The following is an 18,921-nucleotide window of genomic DNA, read 5'->3' as shown; positions in this document are numbered from 1 at the left end:
CAGACGCTCGAATCCCTTAGCCATTGTTTGGGATCGGCCTTGCTTTGGAAAATCTCCTCGCTAGTGGAAGCCACTAATGAAAAAGCTGCTTAAAGTCCTCGGTGCCCTGTTGGTTCTCGCTCTTCTCCTCGTCGCAGGCGGGGTGTATTACGTGGTGAACTACCTGCCCAACATCCCTGTGCAGGCGGAACTAAAGGTGGAGGCCACGCCGGAGCGGCTGGCACGTGGGGCCTATCTGGCCAACAGTGTGGCGGTTTGCATGGACTGCCACAGCACGCGTGACTGGGCGGTGTTTTCGGGACCCCTGAAACCGGGCAGTCTGGGCATGGGCGGTGAGAAGTTTGACCAGACGATGAATTTCCCAGGTTCTTTTATCGCCCCGAACATCACCCCTTATGGCCTCAAGGGCTGGACCGATGGCGAACTGTATCGCGCCATCACAAGTGGGGTGAGCAAGGACGGGCATCCGCTCTTCCCCATCATGCCTTATCCTTCTTATGGCAAAATGGCGACGGAGGATGTGTTCAGCATCATCGCCTATCTGCGTAGCCTGCCAGCGGTGGAAAGCAGCCCTGGGCCCTCCAAGGCAGACCCGCCAGTGAATGTGATCATGCACCTCATGTCGCAGCCCGCCCAGCCCGTGCCGCTGCCTGCCAAGACGGACGTCATCGCTTATGGCGGCTACCTGGCGAATGCGGCAGGCTGCACGGAGTGCCACACGAAGATGGAGAAGGGCAAACGCGTGGGCGAGCCTTACGCAGGCGGCTTTGAGTTTGCGATGCCCAGCGGCACGGTGCGCTCGCCCAACATCACGCCCCACGCCGTCACGGGCATCGGTGCGTGGACCAAGCAGATGTTTGTGGACCGTTTCAAAGCCTATGCGCCGGGGACTTTCAAACCCGTGCCGGTGGATGCGGCCAAAGGCGAAATGCAGACCGTCATGCCCTGGACCATGTATGCGAACATGACCGAGGAGGATCTGGGGGCGATCTACGATTACCTGAAGAAGCTGCCTGCGGTGGAGAACCATGTCGAGCGCTGGTCTGTCGCGAAGAAGTAAGGCTACGAGGTGCTCGCCTGTGACTAGGCGATGAGTTCGGTAAGCAGCCTGCCGCCGTTGACGATGTCAATGGGGCGCACGCCTTCCAGGACCAGACGCTTGGAGGCATTGATGCCGAGCAGGCGGTACATTGTGCGGGCGAGATCTTCGGGGCCGACTGGGTTTTCCTCAGGCTCGGCACCGAGGGCATCGGACTTGCCATAGACGAAACCCTTTTTCACGCCGCCGCCCGCCATCGCTACGGAGAAGACACGCGGGTAGTGGTCGCGGCCATTGGTGGAGTTGATCTTGGGGGTGCGGCCGAATTCAGAGCTGACGAGCACCAGCGTCGTGTCGAGCATGCCGCGTTCGTCCAGGTCCTTGATTAGCCTGGCAAAGGCGACATCGAACTGCGGGGCCTGGCTTTCAAAGGAACCCTTGATGTTGGAGTGATGGTCCCAACTGCCATAGTTGACCGAGACCATGCGGGTGCCTGCTTCGACGAGGCGACGGGCTAACAAAAAGCGCTGGCCGGCGGCATTGCGCCCGTATTCGTCGCGCAGTTTGTCAGGCTCGGCATTGAGGTTAAAGGCTTCGCGGGCCTGGGTGGAACTGATGAGGTTGTAGGCCGCATCATAAAAGCTGTCCATGGCGGTGAGGCCGTCGGATTTCTCATGGCTGCGGAAATGTTCATCCACGGCGGCGAGCAGGGAGCGGCGTCGCTCGAAGCGGCGGTCATCAATGTCCTTGGGGGCGGCGAGATCACGCACGGTGAAGTTTTTGTCCGCCGGATCACTGCCGAGGGCAAAGGGGCCAAAGGCGCTGCTGAGGTAGCCGCTGCCTTGGTCCGGGGCGATGATATTTGGGATGGCAATGTAGGGCGGCAGATTGTTTCGCGGCCCTTGCTCGTGGGAGATGATGGTGCCGAAGCTGGGGAACTTGATCGCCGGGCTGGGACGATAGCCGGTGAACATGTTGTGCGTGCCCCGCTCATGCGCGGCCTCGCCATGGGTCACGGACCGGATGATGCTGATCTTGTCCAGGATCTTAGCGATGTTCGCAAACTGCCCGCCCACGTATTCGCCGGTGACGCCTTTGACGGGGCTGAAAGGGCCGCGGTAATCGGGTGCGGCAAAAGGTTTCGGATCCCAGGATTCATGCTGGGCGATGCCGCCGGGCAGGTAGATGTGAATGATGGAGGTGGCGACGGGCTTGTAGGTCTCCACGGGTGGGAGGTTCATCTGGGCGGCCTGCAGCTTCAGCAAATGCGGCAGCGTGAGTCCCAGCCCAGCCATGGCACCCACCTGGAGAAAGTCACGGCGGCCCTGGGCGGTGGTGAAGAGATTGGCGTGATGGCCGGAGCACAAGCGATGCATTTTCATGGTCGGATTCTGTGGAGATTCAGAGCGGACTACGGGCCGTGGCTGCCGGTATTGCGGACACGTGCCATTGTGCCAAGAGAGGGTGGAGAGTTCGCAACGGAGGCTCAGCGCTGCCTCCCATAGCCGTGAAATCAAGGACGTGATGAATTCCGGAGGTCACACCTTTTGGTTAGACCGATTTCTGTTATTTTGCGGGCACTGTTTCGCAAGGTCCTGAAACCGTGAGCGTTCATGGGGCAGATTCATCATGAAATATTTCTCACGCAGTTCCCTGGCCGTCCTTTTCCTCAGCCTGCCTGGCAGTGTTCTGGCAGAGCTTTCGTTGCCGCATTTTTTTAGCGATCACATGATCCTGCAGCGGGAGCGCGCGGCGGCCATTTGGGGGAAGGCGGACCCGAAGGCGGAGGTGACAGTGGCTTTCAAAGGCAAGACGGCTGCGGCCAAAGCAGACGCTCAGGGACAATGGCGTGTGGCGATCGAAACCGGCCCTGCCGATGCCCAGGGAACCGAGCTGAGGATCACCGCAGGGGCTGAGAGCGTGGTCCTCAAAGATGTGCTGGTGGGAGAGGTGTGGATCGCCTCAGGCCAGTCGAACATGTACTTCACCATGAACCGGGTGCCTGCTTATGCGGAGTTGATGGCGAAAGCGAACTATCCGGGGCTGCGCATGTTCAATGCGCCGCTGGTGACGGCGGCGGAGCCGCAGGGGGACATTGAGGGCGAGTGGTCGCTGTGCAGTCCGGAGACGGTGCCGGGCTATTCCGCCGTGGCGTTTTTCTTTGCGCTGAAGCTGCACCAGGAACTGGGCATTCCGGTGGGGGTGCTGAAGACGTGCTGGGGAGGTAAGCCGGTGGAAACCTTCACCAGTCGCGAGGCGCTGAATACACACCCGGCCAGTAAGGCTCTGGTGGACAAACTCCTGACTGAAGCTGCCAGTTATGAACCTGCGGCCGCCCAGGCCGACTACGAAACCCGGCTGGCAAAATGGAAAGCGACGATGGCTGCGGCCAAGGGCAAATCGGCGGAAGTGCGCAAGCGCCTGTCCAAGAAGCCGATGGTCCCTAAACCACCGCTGCTGACGGAGGGCAAACCGGGGGTGCTTTTTAATGCCATGATCCACCCCTTCGTCGGCTACACGCTGCGCGGGGCCATTTGGTATCAGGGAGAAGGCAATGCCAAAGCGGGAGCGGTGCCCTATGACGAGTCGCTGCCACTGATGATCCGTGACTGGCGGCAGCGCTGGGGAGACGAGTTTTCCTTCTATTTCGTGCAGTTGGCGAATTATCGCACGCCTTCGACGGCTCCCGGCACGCCGGATGCCTGGGCCCTGTTGCAGGACCGGATGCGGCATATTTTGGAGACCACCCCCAAGACAGGCATGGCCGTCATCAACGACGTGGGTGAGGTCAGTGACATCCACCCGAAGGACAAAATGACGCCCGGTTACCGTCTGGCCCGCTGGGCTTTGGCCAAGGACTATGGGCGTGATCTGCTTTACAGCAGCCCGCTTTTCAAAAGCAGCGAGGTGAAAGACGGAGCCGTGCGGGTGACTTTTGATCATGCAGGTAGCGGTTTGAAAAGCCGCGATGGCGCTGCGCTGAAACGATTTGAAATCGCTGGGGCGGACAAGGTCTGGCACTGGGCGGAGGCCAAGGTGGAGGGCGTGGACAGCGTCGTGGTCAGCAGTGCGGAGGTAAAGCAGCCTGTGGCCGTGCGTTATGCCTGGGCTTCCAATCCGGAGGGGGCAAATCTGGTGAACAGCGACGATCTGCCCGCCTCGGTCTTCCGCACGGATGACTGGGATGATGTGGAGCCGAAGGTGGGTGCCAAACCCATGTCCGCCCTGGAGATCCGCCGCGCCAAGGCGGTGGAGATCAAGGCCCTGAATGCCAAGCTGGCTACGATGGACAAAGGCAGTGCCGAGTTCAAGGAACTGCGCCAAAAGATCCAGGGTCTGCTGGCGGAACTGAAGGCGACGGCCCCGAAAAAGTAGGGGCTTCCAGGGCCATTTTTTCGCATCAGCACCCCGTTAAGGCTTTAGGCGTCGTTAAGGTTGATCCTCTGGCAAGACGGGGCATCATGGGATCCCCCCCATGAGTTTTCGCGCGTTTGTTTTTCCGTGTCTTGCTTTTCTGGTCAGCCTTTCCCCTGCCGCCGCTGGTATTGTGGACTGGGACGGAGGCGGTGCGGATAACAAGTGGAGTTCGGGGGATAACTGGAACACGAATGTGATTCCTGCCACGGTGGCACCTTTGGACGACGTGCGTTTTGCGGGATCGGTGCGGCCTGGGGTGGATGTGGACAGCAATGTCAGTGCTCAAACGCTGAAGTTTATCTCAGGAGCGGCAGCCTTCACGCTCGGTGGAACAGGGGTGATCAACCTCGCGGGAACCGGCACCGGCCATGACGCGGGCCTGCATCTGCGCAATGAATCCTCCGCGCTGCAGACGATCAACAACAACATTGTCTTCACCGGTACCAGCATTGGTTTTAACGCGGTCAGCGGGAACATGACCTTCAATGGAAACATTGACATGACGGCGGCGACGAACATCCGTTTCCTGGGTGGCGGGGGGCGTGTCACCACTTTCAATGGCGTGATTTCCGGCACCGGGATTGGCCAACTGGCCTTTAACAGCGGCGGCACCTTCGTCTTGAATGCCCTCAACACTTACACCAAGAGCACCAGCATCTGGAGCGCGACCGTCAAGCTGCTGGTGGATGCCCCCAGCGGGGCCAATGGGGCCTTTGGCAACAGCACTGGGACGATCAGTATGGGGACCACCTATGATGGTGGGGCGCTCACTGGCATCCTGCTGGCCAGCAATGCAGTGACCATCGGCCGTACCATCACACTGGCCTCCTCCTCCACTAACTTTCCGGCGATCACGCACAACTACACCGTAGGTGGTGATACCGCTCATATCTCTAACTATACCGGCACCATCACGACTACCAATGGGAATGGCACCAAGGCCGCGAGCAAGTTGACCGTTACCGCAGCCGCTGGAGGTCGAGTGAACATCGCCAACATCGTGCGCGGTGCGGGCACCACCGGTACGGTGGATGATGTGGTAAAAATCGGTGCTGGTATCGTCGCCATCACGGGCAGTAGCAATAACTGGCAGGGCAATACCCTCGTGCAGGCAGGAACCTTCTTGGTCAATGGCAGCGTGCTCACCAGCCCCAGTGGCAAGAATGTGCAGGTGAGTTCAGGGGCAATCCTGGGCGGTAACGGCACGCTGACGCGCGAAGTCTCCCTGGCCGCTGGTGCTATTTTGTCCCCAGGGGATGTGAGTGCCGCAGGCGTCAGCCTCGGTGGCAAGTTCACCGTGGGAGATTTGACGGGACTGACGCTCGCGCCGACTTCCGTGTTGAGATTTGACCTTGGCACCTTCGACAGCAGCACGGACGACGAAGTGAGCGTGCGCGGAAACCTCACCCTGGCGGGTCAGCTCAATGTCACCGACCTGGGTGGTTTTGGAAATGGCGCGTACAAGTTGTTCGACTGGACGGGCCTGCTTACTTACAACCCGGCCGATCTCACCTTTGGCAACCTGCCCAGCGGCTTCACCTATACGATTGACACCACCACCTGGGCGAACTCGGCCTATCTGGTGGTGACGCCCGAGCCAGGGCGTGCGCTGCTGCTCTTCGTGGGTCTGTCCACGCTACTTTTCAATCGTCGCCGGAAGGTGGCTTGATGGAAAAGGCTGGGCGAAGGGCGGGGGATGCTTTTCAATGTGGGCAAAGCCTCCTTGCCCCTCATGAAATACCTGAGCTATGAGAAGTACACCTGCTTATTGTTAGGCTTGTTTGTCGTCTGGTGGTCGGCCCTGGCCATCAGCCCACACTATCGCCATGACTGGCTGCTGGAAAATGTGCTGCTGGTGCCCGCCTCCGCCTTGCTGTTTTGGGGCTGGAAAAGGCGGCTGTTTTCACGGGTGTCCCACACGCTCATCTTTGTCTTCCTGTGTCTGCATGAGATCGGCGCGCACTACACCTATGAAAAGGTGCCGTATGATCAGTGGTGGCTGGCGCTGACGGGGGGTACCTTCAATGACCTGATGGGCTGGGAGCGGAATCATTTCGACCGCTTGCTGCACTTTCTGTACGGCCTGCTGTGCGCCTATCCGTTTCGCGAGATCTTCCTGCGCGTGGCCAGGGTGCGCGGTTTTTGGTCCTACTTCCTGCCGTTGGACATCATGCTTTCCACCTCAGCGATCTTTGAGCTCATCGAATGGGCGGCCGCAACGGTCTTTGGAGGCGAACTGGGCAATGCCTACCTGGGCACCCAGGGGGATGCCTGGGATGCGCACAAAGACATGGCTTTGGCGGGCCTGGGGGCTCTCATCGCCATGACGGTGAATGCCGCCGTCAACAAGCGTTGCCAGCGGGACTTTGCCCGGGAGTGGAATGAGAGCCTGAAGGTGACCGCGAAAGCGGATTAGCGCTTACAGGTAAGGCTCAATGTCCAGCTTGCCGTTGGTGGCGCAGATGAACATGGTGCCCGGACGCACGGTGCTGTCTCGCGTGACGATTTTGCCTCCGGCAGCCTCCACCAGCATGACGCCAGCGGCGATGTCCCAAAGGCTGATCTGCTCCTCCACATAGGCATCCAGCCGGCCGCAGGCGATGTAGGCCAGGGCCAGCGCGGCACTGCCAAGCATGCGGGTCTTGAACACTTCGTAGCTGATGCGGCGGTAACGCTCAAAGCCAGCATCCAGGGCGGATTTGCTTTTGGAGAAACCGACGGTCACCACGGCTTCGCTCATCTGGGCACGTGTGCTGGCGGAGATGGGTTTGCCGTTCAGGGTGGCCACACCACCTTTGACGACAGACCAAGTTTCATTTTGCATTGGGTCATGAATCACGCCCAGCAGGGGCTCCTTGGTGGAGCGAACCCGTGCGGCGATGGACACGCAAAAATGTGGGATGCCGTAGAAGTAGTTCACCGTGCCATCGATCGGGTCCACGATCCATTCCACATCGCCATCTCCGCCGACGTCGCCTTCCTCTTCGCCGAGGATGCGGTGGTCGGCATGGTAACCGAGGATGATGTCGGTGATGAGCTTTTGGCTGCGCACATCGAGCTCCAGTTTCACATCGCGACGATGCATCTCATTGACGGTCTTTTCAGAGCCGAAATTGTCCCGGATGAGGTTGCCGGCCTGAGTGGCGGCTTCGATGGCGATGGCGATGAGTTCTGGCATGGAGGTGAGAGTGAGAGGGAGACGAATGTCCCGGTGGGGATCAAAGGGTTTTTTTCAAGGCGGCCTGCTGGGTGATGAACGCGATCAACTCGCGAGCCAGCGCGGCTTTGGTCTGACGTGGCAGGGGGAAAGGCGAGGCGTCAGGCAGGCACAGAGTGACTTCGTTCTCCGCGCTGTCAAACCCGATGCCCGCCTGCGAGACATCATTGGCGATGACGAGGTCGCAGCCTTTGCGCGCTAGCTTGTCGTGCGCATGCTCCAGCAACCGCTCCGTCTCCGCCGCGAAACCGACCAGGTAACCGGTGAAGCCGAACACGCTGCGGGCCGAGCCAAGAATGTCCTCGGTTTTCTCCAAGGTGAGGGTGAGGGTCTCGCCTGTCTTTTTGATCTTTTGTTCGGCCTTGGCCACAGGTCGGTAATCGGCCACGGCAGCGGAAAAAATGGCGGTGTCCTGTCCGCCCAGGTGGCTGCGCACGGCCTCGTACATCTGGCGAGCGGTTTCCACCTTCACTACGATCATGCCCTCAGGCGGAGGCAAGGAGACCGGGCCGGAGATCAGTGTCACCTCATGCCCTCGGTCATGGGCGGCTTCGGCCAGGGCATAGCCCATTTTGCCCGAGGAACGGTTGGTCAGATAACGCACCGGGTCCAAGGGTTCACGGGTTGGGCCAGCCGTGATGAGGATCTTCATGCGCCCCCCTTGTTTAAGAGGGCCTGCACGGCTGCCAGGATTTCCTCCACGGGGGCCAGACGGCCCACGCCTTCGTAACCGCAGGCCAGGAGACCTTCCGCAGGTTCGATGAATTGCGCGCCCCAACCCTTCAGCGTTTCCACGTTTTTCAGCGTCGCCGGGTGCAGCCACATTTTGCCGTTCATCGCCGGCGCGATCAGGATGGGGGCTCGTGTGGCCAGGGCGATGGCTGTTAGCGCATCGTTGGCAAACCCGTGGGCCATGGAGGCCAGCACATTGGCCGTGGCCGGGGCGATGAGCAGGAGGTCTGCGTCATCGGCCAGTTGGATATGACCGGGCTGCCAGCCTTCTTTTTCGGCAAACAGATCCGTCACCACCGGGCGGCGGGAGAGGGTGGCCAGCGTGAGTGGGGTGACAAATTCCAGCGCCCCTTTCGTCAGCACACAGGTCACCTCATGCCCAGCTTTGGTGAGCTGGCTGGCCAGATCTGCCGCCTTGTAAGCGGCGATGGAGCCGGTGATGCCGAGGACGATGCGTGACATAAGGCGTGTGGAGAATTCGAGGTAGTAACAAAGGGCACTACGCCTGCCGTTTGGAAATGAAAACTTTTGCCGGGTGGTGGCTCTGCTTATGGTTGGGCCGCCGAGGTTTTCTGGAGGCTGGCGCGCCCAGTCGGCTTTTGATGATGAAGCGTCACCGTGCTGCTGGCCGACTCGTTTTCGATATAGGTCGTCACCAGGTAGTCACCGGGAAACCCCCGCCAGTTCACCTGGCCTGAGGCGTCGGTTTTCAAGGTCAAATCGGTGCGCCAGCGTCGGCCAATCCACTCTTCCAGCACCTCACCGCGAAGGCGGATGGACCAGTCTTTGTTCCAGGAGGCGGCTTCAGGTTTCCAGTGGGTGCCTTCCCAAAAACCCCAGAGGAGGATGCTGCTGTAGGCGGGGTGGCTAAAACAGGCGATCAGCATGTCGCGCGTATAATCTGCGGCCAGCTCTTCATCGGCCTGGGTCACCACATCAAATTCAGTGATGGACTGGGAAGGAACGATTTTCGCGTAGCGATCGGTGACGGCCAGCAGCTCCTCGGGTGAGGGCAGGAAGCTTTCGTCAAAGTGGGCCTGGTTGCCCAGGCCTGCCACGGTGAGCCCTGCCTCATTCAGCGCCTGGATGTAGGTGAAAGTGCGTTCCTGCTGCGGGCCTGGGCGGAAGATTTGATCTTCATTGACCCAAAAAGGCAGGTCCGTCAGGGAGCGTGCGAGCCGGTAGGTTTCCCGGTCGATCTCGGCCAAACCGGGTTTGGCATTCAGCATGTCGGCGCCATGCCAGGCGATGGGGTGATTGATCACATCCCATTCACGCACACGGTTTTTCACGAAGTTGAGCCGCTCACGGGTGCCTTCGAAGATTCGCTGCCGGATGACCTCGGTGTCGTTGATGCCATGGAGATTGTAGGGGGTCGCCACCTGCATGAGGTAGTGGCCGCGCACCGGGATGTGGCGTGCTTCAAGCCAGGCGAAAGCTTGGTCGAGCTGGACGTTGCGTTGCTGGCGTTTTTCGGTGCTCGCCTCGGGTGACCACTCCCCTTCTTTGAGATCGTTTTCAAACACCACGATGCTAAACAGGCGATCCACAATATTTCTGAAGTTGCGCCCATCCTGGCTGTCTTCCACCAGCCATTTCACCGGCACAGCCGAGCCAAAACCAAATTCATGACGCTGTAAAACAGCGCGGACCTCGGTGTTCTTCAAGGGTTGGCCTGTCGGGTCCGTCAGGGTGAGCGTCAGATCGGCTTGGCGATGTTTTTCGATCCGCTCGAGAGCCGCCTTTCGCCATGGGGCCTGGGCCTCACGCCCGGCATAGCTGCGGCGGATGCGCGGGAAGGTGGCGATGTCTGTTTTCGCCGGATAGCTGAGCAGTCGGACGCTTTCGACCTCCAGGGTCTGTTCTTTTTGCCCGCACAGCAAAACCAAAGCCGCCATGCCTGCGCCTGCACTTTTGTTGGGCACCAAAGTCACGGGCAATTCGGTCCATTCGGGATGAATCTCCAGGGAGGTGTCCGGGCTGAGGGCTATGTAGGGGGCCTGTTGCAGTTGCAGTTTGGCGGTGACCACCCCATTGGAGGACGGTCCCAGGACGCGTGCCTTGATCACCGCCAGCACGGGCTCCCCGGTTTTGATCTCAGGCACGCAAGGGACGGTAAACTGGGCGAGGTAGGCCTTGGAGGCATCAGCCTTTTCTATCGTGATGCGTGCGCCCTTTTCCAGAGTCACGGCTTTGCCTGCTTCCGCGTTGACGGAGGCTTTCAGAGAGCTGCCGATCTCGGTCCCTCCTGGAGGGATTTCCAAGGCATGTGCTGAGTGGAGACACACACTGAGCAGGGCGGCGAGCAGGATAAACTTCACTCCGCAGTCTGACGCAGGGTGGCCCTGCCGCAAGATTTTATCCAGCAGGGGGCTGCAGCACTGTCTGGGGTCGGGATCACATCTCTGATTGCAAAACAGTCCTGTCTGCATCACGCCATTCTCATGTCTTTCCTGAAACGTTTCGAAGTTTGGCTGCTCATCCTCCTCAGCCTCGGGCTCACCTTCTGGGTTTTCACCACGGATGAAGCCGCCGAGGGCAATCCGGAGCCGCTGGCGACGGAAGTGACGGCCGAGCCGGGCTTGAAAATCCACCGTTGCACCCTGGAGCGGGACTATGGCAATGCGCGTCTGGACATTGAGCTGCGCTATCGCAACACCAGCCCCCGCCCTTTCTCCTTTCAGCCACCCGATGTGCGCCTGCTGACGGCGGAGGGAAAAGAGGTGCCGCTTTTCACCCTCGCCACTGAAAAGCCGCCGCAGATTCCTGCCCAGACGGCCCAGGACGTCCGCCTGCGCTACTGGCTGGAAAAAGCGCACCTGCAAGGGGGCCTGACGCTGGAGGTACGCGGTGAGAAAGCCGAAGTGAAGAAGCCGGGGCCCTTGGATCTTGAGAAGCTAGAAAACGGCAAACCCAAGACCTGGGTGGGGGCACTGGAATAAAAAAGATTTGACAGATTAGACCGATCGGTCTAATCTGTCATCGTTATGAGCGACAGAACCACCAAAGAACGCATTCTTGACGCGGCTGAAGAGCTGATGCTCGAGAAGAGTTTTCATTCCGTGGGGCTCAATGAAATCCTCAAGGCGGTTCGGGTGCCAAAGGGTTCCTTTTACCATCACTTTGAGTCGAAGGAGCAATTTGGAGTGGAGATGCTGAAGCACTACGTGGCTGAGTCCACCGCCTATAAAAGCAAGCTGCTGCTTTCTCCCACTCCCGAGCCTGATCCCCTGCTCCGCCTCGTGACCTACCTGGAGTCGAATGTCTGTAGAACGCTGGAATCTGAGGGTAAATGCCCTTGTTTAGTGATCAAATTGGCCTCGGAAGTCGCTGATTTCAGCGAGCCGATGCGCGAGGTGCTGGCCCAAGGAACCCGGGAATGGGTGGCGATTTTCGAAAAGCTGCTCCTTGAAGGCGTCCAAAAAGGCAAGATGGCTGCCTGCATTGAACCTTCCATCATGGCTCCGGTGATTCTTGATCTCTGGACAGGTGCCATGCACCGCGCCTCCACCACCCGCAACGTGGCCTCCCTGCGTGAAGCCATCGCATTTTTGAAATCCATTCTTTCTCCAAGCCAGGTCTGACTTTTTTAACTTCCAATAAACCGACTGGTCTATTCAAACGTAAATCGAACTCAAATCCTAACACTATGAAACCGCAATCCCTCACCAACGAGACTTTTGATGCCGCTATCAACAACACCACTGGTCTGCCCGTCCTGGTGGATTTCTGGGCCGAATGGTGCGGCCCTTGTAAGATGCTGGCTCCGATCCTGGACCAAATCGCTGGAGAACAGGCCGGATCCGCCACCATCGCCAAGGTGGACATTGATGCGCATCCGGAACTGGCCGAGCGTTTTGGCATTCGCGCCATCCCGACGCTGATTGTTTTCAAGAATGGCCAGCCAGTGAACACGATCACGGGTGTCAAAAGCAAGGCGTTCATTGAAGCCGCTCTGGCTGCGTGATCCGATACTTACGGGAATCTTTCCACACCATGAATCTCACTCAGCGCCCTCCCCGCAGCCCACGTGTCCGCCTTGGCGGCTACGTGCTGCTGCCCCGGTTACTCGACAAATGCCGCGCAGAAATCGCGGGCACTTTGGGTGAGTATCACTACAATTGCCCCATGGACCGCCGCTTTTTCGACTTCGCCGGGGTGGATCATGAGGCTTTGAAAACCCAGGTCGCCCAAGGCCTGGGGGACGGTTCCGTCCTGGCGTGGATTCTCGAAAATCGTCGGCACAAGCATAGCGAGTGGGAGATCGCCCAATGGAGCGCCCATCGCGAAGGGGCTGTGCCTGCTGACAATGAGAGCCGGTCCTTCATCAATGAAAAGGTGGCCGAAGCTGGCGGCGCAGACCGTGAAGACATCGGCACCTGGTTCGATTTCCTCGATCTCGACGATCATGTCACCTTTGGTGGCAAAGCTTAGTTCCGTATAACCGCATCCATCCCACTTATGAGCACACCCATTCACGCCCTCGCCGCCTTCGGTGCCAAACAAGCGCTGCAATCTTATGAATACACACCGGGGCCGCTCGGTGATGAACAGGTGGAAATAGCCGTGGAATCCTGCGGCATCTGCCACAGTGACCTTTCCATGCTGGACAATGACTGGGGTATCTCCAGCTACCCGTTTGTGCCGGGGCATGAAGTGGTGGGCAAGGTGGTAGAACTGGGGCCGCACACCAAGCGCCTGAAAGTGGGAGACCGGGTAGGCCTGGGCTGGAATTCTGGGAGCTGCGGTGCCTGTGCTCAGTGTCTGTCCGGCAATCAAAACCTCTGCCCGACGGCGGAGGGCACGATTGTGGGCCGTCATGGGGGCTTTGCCAGCCGTGTGCGCGCGCACTGGACCTGGCTGAATCCTCTTCCCGAAACGCTGGATGCCAGCAAGGCAGGCCCGCTTTTCTGCGGTGGCATTACCGTGTTCAATCCCATCATCCAATGCGGGGTGCAGCCGACGGATCGTGTGGGTGTCATTGGCATCGGCGGTTTGGGACACCTCGCGCTGAAATTCCTCCGCGCTTGGGGCTGTGAAGTGGTGGCCTTTACCAGCAGTGATTCGAAGCGCGAAGAAGCCTTGCAGCTCGGTGCCCATCGCACCCTGAATTCGCGAGATAAAGCAGACCTCAACAAGGCGAATGGCAGCTTCGATTTCATCCTGAACACCACCAATGTGGCACTGGACTGGAATACCTACATTGCCGCCCTCAAACCTAAAGGCCGGCTGCACACCGTGGGTGCCGTTTTGGAGCCCATGGGCATCGCCGCTTTCCCGATGATCTCGGGTCAGAAATCCGTCTCCGGTTCGCCTCTGGGTAGTCCGGCGACGGTGGACACCATGCTGGAGTTCTGCGCCCGGCACAGCATCGCCCCCACCACGGAGACTTTCCCCATGTCGCGCGCGAATGATGCGCTGGAGCATCTGCGCTCTGGCAAGGCGCGTTACCGCATCGTGCTGGAAAATGATCTGAGCGCCTAACCAAATTTATCACACGATGTCCTCCCGATCTCTCTTCAGTCCTCTCACTCTCGGGGCCGTGGAACTGCCCAATAGCATCTTCATGGCACCGCTGACCCGCTGCCGTGCCGATGTGAACCACGTGCCCACGGATCTCATGGTGGAATACTATTCTCAGCGGGCCAGTGCGGGCCTCATCGTGGCAGAGGCCACCATGGTCATGGAGGGAAACTCCGCCTTTGCTGGCCGTGAGCCGGGCATCTATTCAGATGCGCAGATCGTGGCCTGGAGAAAGGTGACCGATGCGGTGCATGCCAAGGGAGGCCGCATTTTCCTGCAGCTCTGGCATGGAGGTCGTGCGTGCCATCCTTACTTCAATGGGGGTGCTACCCCCGTATCGGCCAGTGCGCTTCCAATCACCAATGACGAAGCTCATACGCCGGAAGGCAAGAAGCCCTATGCCACTCCGCGCGAATTGGGGGATGACGAGCTGTCCCAGATCGTTGAAGGTTTTAAAAAAGCCGCGTTGAATGCTAAGGTGGCTGGGTTTGACGGTGTGGAAGTCCACGGAGCCAACGGTTATTTGCTGGATCAGTTTTTGCGCGACAGCAGCAATCGCCGCAGCGGTGAATACGGCGGCCCAATCGAAAACCGTGCGCGCCTTCTCCTGGAAGTTGTGGATGCCGTGACCGATGTCTGGGGCGTAGGTTACGTGGGCGTGCGCATTTCACCACTGAACAGCTTCAACTCCATGGAAGACAGTGACCCCGCTGGCCTAACGGCCTATGTGGCCACGCAACTGGACCAGCGTGGCATCGCCTACCTGCATCTGATGCGTGGGGATTTCTTCGGTGTGCAGCAGGGGGACGTGGTCAGCATTGCCCGGGCAAGTTTCAAAGGGGCGTTGATCGGCAACATGGGCTACACGCCTGAAGAGGCCGGACAAGCGGTGGAGGCTGGCACGCTCAACGGTGTGGCCTTTGGCCATCACTACATCAGCAATCCTGATTTGGTCGAGCGCATTCAGGCGGGGCTGCCTTTGGTGGAACCGGATGTGGGCACTTTTTACTCTCAAGAAGCGAAGGGGTACACGGACTACCCAACTCGTTCTGCGGCGTGATGGCAACCACACGCCCACCCATTTCTGAAAAGGCCCTGCTCATCCTTTTGGCCACGGTGCAGTTCGCCCACATCATGGACTTCATGGTCATGATGCCGCTGGGTCCACAACTGATGCGGGAACTGGACATTGGGCCAGAGAGGTTCAGCGGCATGGTCGCCGCCTACACCTTTGCGGCGGGCATCGTGGGCCTGCTAGCCGCTCCGTTTATGGACCGGTTTGATCGCCGCAAACTGCTGCTGTTTTGCTTCGCTGGATTCATCCTCGGCACGCTGGCCTGTGCCTTGGCCCATACCGCTGCCGCTTTGACTCAGGCGCGCATCATCTGCGGTGCCTTTGGCGGTGTGTCCGGTGCCCTCATCATGGCCATCGTCAGTGATGTGGTGCCTCCGCAAAGGCGTGCTGCTGGCATGGGCATTGTGATGACGGCCTTCTCCGCTGCAGCCGCTCTGGGGGTGCCCCTGGGCCTTTATCTGGCGCAGAAGTTTACCTGGGAGACCCCTTTCTTTGTGATCGTGGGCATTGGCGTCGTGACCTGGTTGTCCTTGTGGTATTATTTGCCGCCGATCCGCGATCACTTAAAAGTCAGCACCACGCTGCGTGGGGAAGCCTTCTGGGCGCTGCTGCGCAATGCTAATGCTGGCTGGGCGTTGATGTTCATCTTCATGCTGGTTCTCGGGCACATGATCATGATCCCGCTGCTGTCACCCTATCTGGTGCATAACCTGGGGCTGCCCGAAGAGCATCTTTCGCTGGTGTATCTCATTGGTGGCTGCCTAACCATCTTTACGTCTCCCTGGGTGGGACGTCTGGCGGATCGCCTAGGCCGGATTCAAGTGCTGGGCATCATGATCATCGTTGCGGCCGGCGTGGTGCTGACCATTACCCATGCGTCCCGCCTTCCCACGGTCGCCATCCTGAGTTTGAGCGGTCTGTTTTTCATCTTTGCCAGTGGCCGTTTTGTCCCTGCCCAGGCGATTGGTTCTTTGGCCGTGCCGCAGTCTCAGCGGGGAGCTTTCATGAGCCTGAATGCCTGTGTGCGCGATCTTGGTGCTGGGGTGGCCGCCAGCCTTGCTGGCTTCATGGTCACGACTGCCCCCACCGGGGAACTGGTTCATTTCAATCGCATCGGTTACGTGGCCGTGGCCGCATCTGCTTTGAGTTACTGGCTGGGCACTCGAGTGCGCACCCAGGACGTTACACTCCCTTCACCCGTCGCCTCATGACCTCCCTCGAAACTGTCCGTGATCTCTACCGCGCCATGCGCGAAAAAGATGATGCCGCTGTGCATGCGCTTTGTGCGGAAGACATCGTTTGGCAGCAGAGTGCCGGCTTTCCGGGCGGCTCCACCTGGCATGGCCCTGCTTCGGTGATCGAGAACGTTTTCCGCGCCAACTCCCGCCGCTGGACAGGCTTTGCCTTCACCGAGGAAGAGATGATGGAAAGCGGTGACCGAGTGATCGTGCTGGGCCATTACTCCGGCACTTCGCCTGCGACGGGGAAATCTATGCGCGTGGCCGTGGCGCATGTGTATGATCTGAAGGCGGGCAAGGTGACGCGCTTCCGCATGTATGCGGATACGCATCCCATGTGGCAGGCCATGACGGAAGACGCGTGAGATATTTCGCCAGATGATGGCGCCTGGCTGCGTTCAAGAGGGACCTACCATGAAACCACGCCTTCTGCTGCCGCTCGCCCTATTTTCGCTGCTCACCTCCGCCCGCGCCGAGGATGCCTTTGTTCCGCTGTTTGATGGCAAGACCCTGGCAGGCTAGGAACAGCACAGCGGCACTGCCGAATACCGTGTGGAAAGCGGCGCCGTGGTGGGCAAGACGGTGCCCAATACGGGCAACTCCTTCCTCTGCACGGCCAAGAAGTATGGTGACTTCATCCTGGAACTGGAATTCAAGGTGGACCCCTCCATGAACTCCGGCATCCAGTTCCGCAGCAACTACTACACGCAGGAAACAGAGGTGGAGATCGCCGGGAAAAGAAGAAATTTCCAGCCGACCGCGTGCATGGTTACCAGTTTGAAATTGACCCGAGCGCCCGCGCCTTCACCGGTGGTGTGTATGATGAAGGCCGTCGCGGCTGGCTCTTTGATCTGAAGAACAACGAAGCTGCCCGCAAGGCCTTCAAACAGGGCGAGTGGAACAAGGCCCGCATCGAGTGCAAAGGCGACAGCATCAAGACCTTCATCAACGGGGTGCCAGCGGCCGACTTCAAGGATGACATGACCAAGGAAGGCGTGATCGCCCTTCAGGTGCATGGCGTTGGCAAAAAGACTGAGGCCATCGGCAAGGAAGTCATGTGGCGGAACATCCGCATTCAGGAACTGAAGTAATCAGCATCGGAAGTGATGCTGGCACTCTTGCCTGCAATCGAAGGTCGTTAGATCTCCGCCCTCTGCGCTATTCGCGCAGACGGACAATTCTTCGATCCTGGTCCTGCAGCCAGGAGTGGCCGCATCACTTTCACATCACCTTGCATCCAGCCGCCTGCATTTCTTCCAGAGCCCGGTCCACATCACCGGCCTGGAGGTTCACCCCACGGCAGGCCGTGGTGATAAGGCTAACGTCAAAGCCTTCGCCCAAGGCATCCAGCACGGTGAACTTCACGCAGTAATCCGTGGCGACACCTGCCACCTGTAACTCCGTGACAGCCTGGGACTTGAGCCATTCGCCCATGCCTGTGGAGGCACTGTGGCCGTTGTCATAAAGGCCGCTGTAACTGTCAATCTGAGGGTTCATGCCCTTGGTGAACACCCGATCAATGAGCCGGGTATCGAGACCGGGAGCAAACAAAGCACCTCCGGTGTTTTGCACACAATGCACGGGCCACAAGGTCTGGGGCAAGCCGGCTAACAAAATTTGCTCAAAGATACTTTTGCCGGGATGGTTGGCGGCAAAGCTCCCGTGATTCTCCGGATGCCAATCCTGTGTGGCCACGACGAGGTCATACTTCGGCATCAGCTCATTGACGATAGGGATAACCTCATCACCTCCCGGGACTGCGAGTGAGCCGCTGGGCATGAAGTCGTTCTGAATATCAATGAGGAGATGAGCTTTCATAAGGATGGGGGAAAGGCATATCGTCGGGCTGCCGAGGCAGCAGAAAGCCATTCGTCGTGACTGAAACAATCGTGGCAATGTCTGCCGCCTTGGCCACTTCCAGGCATTCCAGGAATCGCGAATGAAGCAGCGGCTCACCCCCCACCAATTTTAGCCACGTTGGCGCGATGACTCGGCGGGCCAGACGCAATTCTTCCGCCAGTTGTACAGGCTCCACTTCCCACTTTGGCAGATGAGGCGACAGGGAGCAGCAGGCCGCACAGCGAAGGTTGCAGTGATCCACAATGTGCGACTCGAGCGACCGTGTCTGCACGCGACGGTTTACGATGGGGAAGACGTTTTTCATGGGGCCTTGAGGATGTTCTCATAGAGCTGCTTGTCCTGAATTGAAAAGCAGCAGAAGATGATGTGATTTAGCGAGGTGTCACGGACCGCAAAATCACGTGCAGCGGCGACGGCAATGCTTGCGGCGAGGTCTGCCGGATAGCCATAGATGCCAGTGGAGATGCAGGGAAAGGCAAGGCTATGGAGACCGTGTTTGCAGGCCAGGCGCAAGCTCTCGTCATAGCAGGCGCGCAGCAGTTCAGGCTCACCGTAAGTGCCGCCGCGCCATACTGGGCCTACGGTGTGGATGATGTGTCGTGCTTTGAGCTGATAACCTTTGGTGATCTTTGCCTGACCAGTTTTGCAGCCGCCTAACAACCTGCATTCGTGGACCAGATCCGGCCCAGCGGCCCGATGAATGGCTCCGTCCACACCCCCACCGCCCAGCAACGAAGAATTCGCGGCATTGACGATGGCATCCACATCCAGGGTGGTAATGTTGGCTTGGAGTGCTTCGAGGGTCATCTTAATAGCGACT

22 protein-coding genes are annotated in these 18,921 nt (G+C 59.1%); 14 read left to right on the top strand and 8 right to left on the bottom strand.

Features of this window, described 5'->3' with window-relative positions; translation table 11 throughout:
- The first annotated feature begins 76 nt into the window (after window positions 1–76).
- Window positions 77–1,060: a c-type cytochrome gene (locus ABEB25_RS14615; RefSeq protein ID WP_345737152.1), complete on the top strand. Its 984-nt coding sequence runs from the start codon at window positions 77–79 to the stop codon at window positions 1,058–1,060.
- Between the two features lie 23 nt (window positions 1,061–1,083).
- Here ABEB25_RS14615 and ABEB25_RS14610 read toward each other — a convergent pair whose 3' ends face one another.
- Window positions 1,084–2,421, bottom strand: coding sequence for a DUF1501 domain-containing protein (locus tag ABEB25_RS14610; RefSeq protein WP_345737151.1), 1,338 nt, complete (start codon window positions 2,419–2,421; stop codon window positions 1,084–1,086).
- A gap of 247 nt (window positions 2,422–2,668) precedes the next feature.
- Here ABEB25_RS14610 and ABEB25_RS14605 point away from each other — a divergent pair, with 247 nt between their 5' ends.
- From ABEB25_RS14605 to ABEB25_RS14595, 3 genes are all read left to right on the top strand, one after another.
- Complete coding sequence (locus tag ABEB25_RS14605; protein ID WP_345737150.1) at window positions 2,669–4,414, top strand: sialate O-acetylesterase; 1,746 nt, start codon at window positions 2,669–2,671, stop codon at window positions 4,412–4,414.
- 100 nt (window positions 4,415–4,514) lie between these two features.
- On the top strand, window positions 4,515–6,125 hold the full coding sequence (locus ABEB25_RS14600) for a PEP-CTERM sorting domain-containing protein (protein ID WP_345737149.1): 1,611 nt from the start codon (window positions 4,515–4,517) through the stop codon (window positions 6,123–6,125).
- A 63-nt stretch (window positions 6,126–6,188) separates the two neighbouring features.
- Entirely contained in the window at window positions 6,189–6,872 is a 684-nt protein-coding gene (locus ABEB25_RS14595; protein ID WP_345737148.1) for a DUF2238 domain-containing protein, read from the top strand.
- 3 nt (window positions 6,873–6,875) lie between these two features.
- Here the strand turns inward: ABEB25_RS14595 and ABEB25_RS14590 are convergent, their stop codons facing one another.
- The 4 genes from ABEB25_RS14590 to ABEB25_RS14575 all read right to left on the bottom strand — a co-directional run bounded on the left by ABEB25_RS14590 (window position 6,876) and on the right by ABEB25_RS14575 (window position 10,726).
- Window positions 6,876–7,634, bottom strand: coding sequence for an inositol monophosphatase family protein (locus tag ABEB25_RS14590; protein ID WP_345737147.1), 759 nt, complete (start codon window positions 7,632–7,634; stop codon window positions 6,876–6,878).
- 40 nt (window positions 7,635–7,674) lie between these two features.
- The gene (locus ABEB25_RS14585; RefSeq protein WP_345737146.1) at window positions 7,675–8,325 is read right to left on the bottom strand and encodes a phosphopantothenoylcysteine decarboxylase domain-containing protein; all 651 of its coding nucleotides are present in this window, start codon (window positions 8,323–8,325) and stop codon (window positions 7,675–7,677) included.
- Window positions 8,322–8,867: a flavoprotein gene (locus ABEB25_RS14580; RefSeq protein ID WP_345737145.1), complete on the bottom strand. Its 546-nt coding sequence runs from the start codon at window positions 8,865–8,867 to the stop codon at window positions 8,322–8,324. The genes ABEB25_RS14585 and ABEB25_RS14580 overlap by 4 nt, the downstream gene beginning before the upstream one ends.
- Window positions 8,868–8,953: 86 nt before the next feature.
- Window positions 8,954–10,726 carry an endo-1,4-beta-xylanase gene (locus tag ABEB25_RS14575; RefSeq protein WP_345737144.1) on the bottom strand — a complete coding sequence of 591 codons (1,773 nt, stop codon included), beginning with the start codon at window positions 10,724–10,726 and terminating at the stop codon, window positions 8,954–8,956.
- A 123-nt stretch (window positions 10,727–10,849) separates the two neighbouring features.
- Here ABEB25_RS14575 and ABEB25_RS14570 point away from each other — a divergent pair, with 123 nt between their 5' ends.
- From ABEB25_RS14570 to ABEB25_RS14525, 10 genes are all read left to right on the top strand, one after another.
- On the top strand, window positions 10,850–11,347 hold the full coding sequence (locus tag ABEB25_RS14570; protein WP_345737143.1) for a hypothetical protein: 498 nt from the start codon (window positions 10,850–10,852) through the stop codon (window positions 11,345–11,347).
- Between the two features lie 45 nt (window positions 11,348–11,392).
- Entirely contained in the window at window positions 11,393–11,989 is a 597-nt protein-coding gene (locus ABEB25_RS14565) for a TetR/AcrR family transcriptional regulator (RefSeq protein WP_345737142.1), read from the top strand.
- A 65-nt stretch (window positions 11,990–12,054) separates the two neighbouring features.
- Window positions 12,055–12,372 carry a thioredoxin gene (gene trxA, locus ABEB25_RS14560; RefSeq protein WP_345737141.1) on the top strand — a complete coding sequence of 106 codons (318 nt, stop codon included), beginning with the start codon at window positions 12,055–12,057 and terminating at the stop codon, window positions 12,370–12,372.
- A 29-nt stretch (window positions 12,373–12,401) separates the two neighbouring features.
- Entirely contained in the window at window positions 12,402–12,839 is a 438-nt protein-coding gene (locus ABEB25_RS14555; protein ID WP_345737140.1) for a DUF5069 domain-containing protein, read from the top strand.
- A gap of 27 nt (window positions 12,840–12,866) precedes the next feature.
- On the top strand, window positions 12,867–13,889 hold the full coding sequence (ahr, locus tag ABEB25_RS14550; protein WP_345737139.1) for an NADPH-dependent aldehyde reductase Ahr: 1,023 nt from the start codon (window positions 12,867–12,869) through the stop codon (window positions 13,887–13,889).
- Between the two features lie 16 nt (window positions 13,890–13,905).
- A complete protein-coding gene (locus ABEB25_RS14545) occupies window positions 13,906–14,988 on the top strand; it encodes an alkene reductase (RefSeq protein WP_345737138.1) in 1,083 nt (360 codons plus the stop codon).
- Window positions 14,988–16,214, top strand: a complete 1,227-nt coding sequence (locus ABEB25_RS14540; protein ID WP_345737137.1) for an MFS transporter — start codon at window positions 14,988–14,990, stop codon at window positions 16,212–16,214. The genes ABEB25_RS14545 and ABEB25_RS14540 overlap by 1 nt, the downstream gene beginning before the upstream one ends.
- Window positions 16,211–16,606 (top strand): nuclear transport factor 2 family protein, encoded by a 396-nt coding sequence (locus ABEB25_RS14535; protein ID WP_345737136.1) that lies wholly within the window; start codon window positions 16,211–16,213, stop codon window positions 16,604–16,606. The genes ABEB25_RS14540 and ABEB25_RS14535 overlap by 4 nt, the downstream gene beginning before the upstream one ends.
- A gap of 187 nt (window positions 16,607–16,793) precedes the next feature.
- Entirely contained in the window at window positions 16,794–17,096 is a 303-nt protein-coding gene (locus ABEB25_RS14530; protein WP_345737135.1) for a 3-keto-disaccharide hydrolase, read from the top strand.
- On the top strand, window positions 17,003–17,332 hold the full coding sequence (locus ABEB25_RS14525) for a 3-keto-disaccharide hydrolase (RefSeq protein WP_345737134.1): 330 nt from the start codon (window positions 17,003–17,005) through the stop codon (window positions 17,330–17,332). The genes ABEB25_RS14530 and ABEB25_RS14525 overlap by 94 nt, the downstream gene beginning before the upstream one ends.
- 130 nt (window positions 17,333–17,462) lie before the next feature.
- Here the strand turns inward: ABEB25_RS14525 and pncA are convergent, their stop codons facing one another.
- From pncA to ABEB25_RS14510, 3 genes are read right to left on the bottom strand one after another with little or no spacing between them, the layout of a single operon-like run.
- A complete protein-coding gene (gene pncA, locus ABEB25_RS14520) occupies window positions 17,463–18,059 on the bottom strand; it encodes a bifunctional nicotinamidase/pyrazinamidase (protein ID WP_345737133.1) in 597 nt (198 codons plus the stop codon).
- Entirely contained in the window at window positions 18,037–18,405 is a 369-nt protein-coding gene (locus ABEB25_RS14515; RefSeq protein WP_345737132.1) for a hypothetical protein, read from the bottom strand. The genes pncA and ABEB25_RS14515 overlap by 23 nt, the downstream gene beginning before the upstream one ends.
- A complete protein-coding gene (locus tag ABEB25_RS14510; RefSeq protein ID WP_425572062.1) occupies window positions 18,402–18,914 on the bottom strand; it encodes an O-acetyl-ADP-ribose deacetylase in 513 nt (170 codons plus the stop codon). The genes ABEB25_RS14515 and ABEB25_RS14510 overlap by 4 nt, the downstream gene beginning before the upstream one ends.
- Between the last annotated feature and the right edge of the window lie 7 nt (window positions 18,915–18,921).

Source organism: Prosthecobacter algae, assembly GCF_039542385.1.
Taxonomy (GTDB): Bacteria; Verrucomicrobiota; Verrucomicrobiia; order Verrucomicrobiales; family Verrucomicrobiaceae; genus Prosthecobacter; species Prosthecobacter algae.
The sequence above is the reverse complement of the archived record's forward strand: the minus strand, read 5'-3'. Positions and strand labels throughout refer to the sequence as shown.